The sequence below is a fragment of the Terrisporobacter muris genome, from assembly GCF_024621905.1.
Lineage (GTDB): Bacteria > Bacillota > Clostridia > Peptostreptococcales > Peptostreptococcaceae > Terrisporobacter > Terrisporobacter muris.
In genome coordinates, this window is the sequence record NZ_JANKBY010000214.1 from 1 (window position 1) to 6,311 (window position 6,311).

A 6,311-nucleotide genomic window follows, 5' to 3' on the forward strand; every position below is an offset into this window, starting at 1 on the left:
TATTTAAATTATAGAAAATAAATTGAAAAAAATATAGATTATAAGTAAAATAGAGTAAAATAAATGGGAGTATCAAAGTACTACGTATTTGGTGTACAGTATGGTGACGCTATGAGTGGTTGTAATTATCTAGTAGATAAACAAATATTTGAAGTTTATTTGTATTATCTAGGTGATGAATTACAAAAAGTTAATTAGTAATAAATAGGGGGGATAAAGCATGAATATAACAGTAAACGACTGCTTACAACTACCTATAATGTCAGCGGCAACTGTAGTAGCAGGCAGCGGTGGACTAAACAAAAATGTATTAGGAATATCAGTTTTAGAAACAAGTAAAACAATTTTAAATAGTGATAGCTATAAAGGATTTGGGGGAGAGTTAGTAGTTACAGGATTTATATCATGCTATGATGATATAGAAAGTATGTTGAGATGTGTAGAGCTATTTGCAAAAGGAGGAGATTCTGGCCTGATAATATTTTATGTTGGCATTTATCTAAAAGAAATACCCAAAGAAGTATGCGAACTAGCTGATAAATTAGATTTTCCAATAATAATGATGCCTAAAAATACAGATGCTATTCCGTATTCTTATGTGATTTATGAAGTAATGCAGCTTATTTTTCAGAAGAAACTAGAGGCAAATGCATGGAGAAAAAATAGTCATGAAATAGATGCAGAATTTGTACAATCTATTTTAGATGAAGATCGAATGTCACTTCACAGATTATCTTTTTATATAGATGATTATCCAGAAGATATTAGATATATGAGATATGTTTATATAGAAGAGTCATTTTTGAAAAAAGGTGAATTACTAGATAAAATCAGAAGGTTTTATAAAGATAATAATATTAAGGCTTATATAGGAATATATAAAAACTCAATTGTTATTTTAATATCAAAGAAAAGTAGTTTAATAAGCGATGAAATAGACAAATTATATGAATATATAGATGATATTTATGAGAGACCAATTATATCACACCTAGATAAATTAAATTCTCTAGAAGATATAATAAGTGCATATAAATTATGTGCATTTACAATGAAAGAAATAAAATTTATATTTAAAACTAAAAAATATTTTAATAGACATGAGTTATTATTTACAGAACAATGTATTAATTTAATAAAAGACGGAGAAAGTGACATACAATATTATTTATCAATAGTAAATAAAGTTGAAAAAAGCGATAAAAATTTATATGAAACATTAGAGTCTTATTTAATAGATTACAATACTAATATTATAAAAACCTCAGAAAATATGTTTCTACATAAAAATACAGTTCAATATAGATTGAATAAAATTAAAGAAGCTATAGGAAGTGATATATTTGAATTTCCAGCAATAAATCAATTGACTATAGCAATAGCAATAAAAAGAATTCGAAATAATAGATAGAAAATAATAGCTAGAAAAATATATAGGTTCAATGAAATAAAAATAATCTTGTTTTTTTATACAAAAAAACAAGATTATTTTTATTTTTTGCACAAAAGAATTTTCAAAAATTTCTGTTATAATTGATACTATTAAATTAAAATTCACAAAAGGGGATGTTTATTATGGAAAATCAAGCAGTAGAAAATTACGCATTAGAGCAAGTTCCTGATGATATGAAACGTGGATGGAAATCCATATTTTGTGTATTAGTTGCAATAGGTGTGGATTTATCATCTGTAATTTTAGGAGCGGAACTTGCAAATAGTATGCCGCTGGACAAAGCAATACTTTCAGTAGTGGTTGGTTCTTTTTTGTCAGCAATTTTGTATACATTATGCTCATTAGTAGGTTCGTCTACTAGCTTATCCACATCAATGATAACAAAATATGTATTTGGAGATATAGGCGCAAAAATATTTTCTCTTGCCATAGGTATATCTTTACTTGGATGGTTTGGTGTACAAGTTGGATTTTTCTCAGAAAATGCTAGTTTGTTATTCAATAATTTTAATATAAATATTGATGTTAGAATTCTTAGTCTAGTTGGTGGGTTATTAATGATGAGTACAGTTATTTATGGATATAGAGCAATGGAAAAGTTAAGTGTTTATTCAGTACCATTATTATTAGCACTTATGTTTTTAACAATACTCTTAGGATTTAAAGCAAATGGTGTTCCAACTATAGAAGCTAATATGGAACAAACTATGACTTTTGCGCAAGGTGTTTCTTTAGCTGTAAGTATAATAATTGTTGGAGCAATAATATCACCAGATATAAGCCGTTGGGCAAAAAGTAGAAAAGATTGTACATTAGCAAGTTTCTTTGGAATTCTATTTGGAAATAGTTTTATGATTATAGTTTCCATAATTCTTGTAAAATGTATGGGAACATCAGAAATAATGAATATATTCTTAGCACTAGGATTGGCTATACCAGGAATGATAGTTTTAACATTAGCTCAATGGACAACAAATACAAGTAATATTTATTCATCAGCATTGAGTATTGCTTTAGTAGTTAAAAATATATCTCAGAAAAAATTAACAATAATCTTAGGCTTAATAGCAACATTATTAGCTGTTTTAGGAATATATGAAGGGTTTATAAATTTTTTAAATATATTAGGAATAGTGGTGGCACCTGTTGGTGGGGTATACATAGCAGAGTACTATATAGTTAAAAAGGCTTTTAAAAATATAGAAGATGAATCAAGTGTAAATCCTATAGTTACACGATCTATAGTAGCATGGGTAATAGGTATAGTAATAACAACACTTTCAACTTACGGGTTTATTACATTAAGTACAATATCACCTCTAGATGGTTTTATTACAGGATTTATAGCACAAGCAATAATAGGTAAATTATCAAAATAAGGAGTGAAATAATGAGACTATTAACAGAAGAAAGTATAGAGAAGATTGCAATAGGAGCAGCTGTATTAGGAACAGGGGGTGGAGGTGACCCATATGTAGGAAAGTTGTTAGCCAAACAAGCTATAAAAAAATATGGACCAGTTAAACTTATATCTATTGAAGAATTAGAAGATGATGCCCTTGTAGTTCCTGTTTCGGGAATGGGGGCACCAACTATTACTATAGAAAAGCTTCTTTCTGAAGTTGAATTAACTGCTCCACTGGAAAAGATGGAAGAATTATTAAATAAAAAAGTTGATGTTATTATCCCTATAGAAATAGGGGGGATAAATTCATTAATGCCAATTGCAGTGGCAGCTCAAAAAGGATTGCCAATATTAGATGCAGATGCTATGGGAAGAGCCTTCCCAGAAGCACAAATGGTTACATTTTATTTGGCAGGATATAAAAGTTCACCAGTAACCATGGCAGACGAAAAAGGTAATACAGTAGTAATTTATCCTAAGGATGGAATTTGGGCTGAAAGATTGGCTAGAACATTAACTATTGAAATGGGAGGAAGTTCTTCTGTGTCTGACTATGCCTTAAGTGGAAAGCAAGTAAAAAGTGCTGTCGTAGAAAATACCTTAACCATAGCAGAAAATATAGGCAAAACTTTAATGGAAAATAGATCTAATGCTCAAGTAGGCATTAATAAAATGTTAGAAGACTTAAAAGGATATAAATTATTTGAAGGAAAAATAGTTGATATAAAAAGAGAATTAAAAGGTGGATTTACAAGAGGTCATGCTTATTTTAAAGGCATAAATGAATACGCAGGAGATTATACAATACTTTTCCAAAATGAGCATTTAATTGCAAAGAAAGATGATGAAATCTTATGTACTACGCCAGATTTAATAGCAGTATTAGATTTAGAGACAGGTATTCCAATAACTACAGAAAGAATGAAATATGGTTCAAGAGTAGTTGTGGTAGCTTTTCCTTGTAATTATCAATGGAGAAGTGAAAAAGGATTAGAAGTAGCAGGACCTAAATATTTTGGATATGAAGTAGATTATGTACCAGTAGAAAAAATTCAAGGAAAATAATTTGTGGGAGGAATATTTGGAATGTATCGTATAGGAATTGACGTTGGAGGAACAAACACAGATGCGTGTATATTAGATAAAGATTTAAATGTAGTTAATTCTGTAAAAATGCCAACTACAGATGATGTGGAAAGTGGAATATACAACTCATTAAAAAAAGTTTTAGAAGAAAGTAAAATAGATTCTTCTTTAATAAAATATGTTATGCTTGGAACAACTCATTGTACAAATGCAATAGTAGAAAGAAAAAGATTAAATAACGTAGCTATGATAAGGATAGCAAAACCAGCAACAGTTGCAATAAATCCGTTTATTGATTGGCCAGAAGATTTAAGACAAAAAGTTGAATTAGACTCTATAATAGTATCAGGCGGATATGAATTTGATGGAAGAATAATCTCTGAATTATGTAAAGATGAAGTAGTAGAATTTTGTGAAAAAGTAAAAGGAAAAGCAGAAAGTGTTGCTATAAGTGGTGTATTTTCACCAGTAAATAATGAGCAAGAAAAACAAGTAGCCAAATGGGTTAGAGAGGTTTTAGGAGAGGATATTCCAATATCTCTATCTAATGAAATTGGAAATGTGGGAATTTTAGAAAGAGAAAATGCAGCTATTTTAAACTCGGCATTATCAAAAGTAGGAAAAGATGTTTCCCTTGGATTAAAAAAATCTTTACATCAATTAAATATAGATGCACAAATTTATTTTAGTCAAAATGATGGAACTTTGATGAATTTAGAATACACAGTTAAATACCCTATATTTACTATAGGATGTGGTGTTACAAACTCCATAAGAGGAGCATCATTTTTATCTAAAGTAAAAAATGCCGTAGTATTAGATGTGGGTGGTACAACTAGTGATTTAGGTATTTTACAAAATGGATTTCCAAGAGAATCAGCCATAGCAGTAGAAGTTGGTGGAGTACATACAAACTTTAGAATGCCTGATATTATATCCATAGGTCTGGCAGGAGGAACTTGTGTAAAAGGTGATATAAATTCTTTTAAAATAGGGCCAGAAAGTGTGGGTTATAAGATAACAGAAGAAGCCTTAGTATTTGGAGGAAATACACTAACTCTATCAGATGTAGCTACAAAATTAGGAAGAGCTTTTGGTGATAAAATAAATAATGTATCTGATTTAGATATAAAATATTGTGAATTGATACAAGAAAAAGTTAAAACTACACTTGAAGACTTAATAGATCAAATGAAAACTAATCAAGATGATGTGGACTTAGTATTAACTGGTGGAGGAAGCATAATTGTACCAGAGAAACTACAAGGAGTTAAAAATATAATTATACCACCACATTATAATGCAGCCAATGCCATAGGTGCAGCTCTTGGTCAAGTAAGTGGTGATGTTGAAAAAGTATATAGTTTAGATAAAATATCAAGAGAAGATGCTATAAACGAGGTAAAAGAAGAAGCAATAAAAAAAGCTCAAATGGCAGGGGCCAAGCTTGATAGTATATCTGTATTATTTATTGAAGATGTACCTTTAGCTTATCTTCCTGGAAATGCCATAAGAATAAAAATAAAAGTTGTAGGAGATTTAGTATAAATAAAAAACTCTATTTTAGCTATATAGTTAGAATAGAGTTTTTCTAGTGACTAAATATTTAATTTATTTATAGCAACAGGAATATACAATTAATTATTATATTACAATGAATTACTCATAGATAGACACTACAATTTTATAAAATAGTAAAGGTTTTATTGTTTAGCTCAATAATACCTTCATTTTTCATATTAGATAATTCTCTCATTAGAGAAGATCTGTTCACACCTAAATATTCAGCAAATTTTGATTTACTAAAAGGTATTTTAACTTTATTAGAACTATATTTTTCAGATTCATAAGCTAAAAATGTCATTATTTTTTCACGAATATTTTTCTTTGATAAAATTTCTAGTTTATTTATTAATAGCATATTGTTTTCAACAATCTCATTAAGAAGATTTTCTCTAAATAATAACCTACAAGCGCAAGTATTCTTACAATTATCAGTGCTATATTTTTTATGAAAAGGGAGGCATAGAATTTTACAGTCACTAGAACATCTATAAGTGTATGGACTTATGGATGGTTTATCTAAAACTATTTGTTCACCGAAGAAATTTCCTTCATAAATATCTAACATATATGTATTATTTCCTAAAATATCTATTTTTTCTATGGAGACACTTCCTGAAATTATTATGCATAGAGAGTCTACTTTATTTCCTTGTAAAAAAACAATTTGATTTTTATCATAGAATTTATAATATGCCCCACAGCACTTTAAAAGATGCTCCAAATGTTCTAAAGGGAATTTTGAAAAAATATTAAGTTTAGTAAGTGTATTCATGTCTTTATATACATCAATCATTATATTAC

At 28.7% G+C, this 6,311-nt stretch carries 6 protein-coding genes; 5 read left to right on the forward strand and 1 reads right to left on the reverse strand.

Translation table 11 applies throughout. The features are described from left to right. The first annotated feature begins 63 nt into the window (after positions 1 to 63). The 5 genes from NSA58_RS14100 to NSA58_RS14120 all read left to right on the forward strand — a co-directional run bounded on the left by NSA58_RS14100 (position 64) and on the right by NSA58_RS14120 (position 5,492). Entirely contained in the window at positions 64 to 198 is a 135-nt protein-coding gene (locus tag NSA58_RS14100; RefSeq protein WP_257560608.1) for a hypothetical protein, read from the forward strand. Positions 199 to 220: 22 nt separating this feature from the next. Next, positions 221 to 1,411, forward strand: a complete 1,191-nt coding sequence (locus NSA58_RS14105) for a PucR family transcriptional regulator (protein ID WP_074078937.1) — start codon at positions 221 to 223, stop codon at positions 1,409 to 1,411. Between the two features lie 164 nt (positions 1,412 to 1,575). Beyond that, on the forward strand, positions 1,576 to 2,832 hold the full coding sequence (locus NSA58_RS14110) for a cytosine permease (protein ID WP_074429296.1): 1,257 nt from the start codon (positions 1,576 to 1,578) through the stop codon (positions 2,830 to 2,832). Between the two features lie 11 nt (positions 2,833 to 2,843). Next, on the forward strand, positions 2,844 to 3,923 hold the full coding sequence (locus tag NSA58_RS14115; protein WP_074078939.1) for a DUF917 domain-containing protein: 1,080 nt from the start codon (positions 2,844 to 2,846) through the stop codon (positions 3,921 to 3,923). 21 nt (positions 3,924 to 3,944) lie between these two features. Beyond that, positions 3,945 to 5,492 carry a hydantoinase/oxoprolinase family protein gene (locus NSA58_RS14120; RefSeq protein ID WP_039678408.1) on the forward strand — a complete coding sequence of 516 codons (1,548 nt, stop codon included), beginning with the start codon at positions 3,945 to 3,947 and terminating at the stop codon, positions 5,490 to 5,492. Positions 5,493 to 5,628: 136 nt separating this feature from the next. On the opposite strand, the gene NSA58_RS14125 is transcribed toward NSA58_RS14120, so the two are convergent. Next, on the reverse strand, positions 5,629 to 6,311 hold a 683-nt coding region (locus NSA58_RS14125), incomplete at its 5' end, for a Crp/Fnr family transcriptional regulator (RefSeq protein ID WP_257560609.1).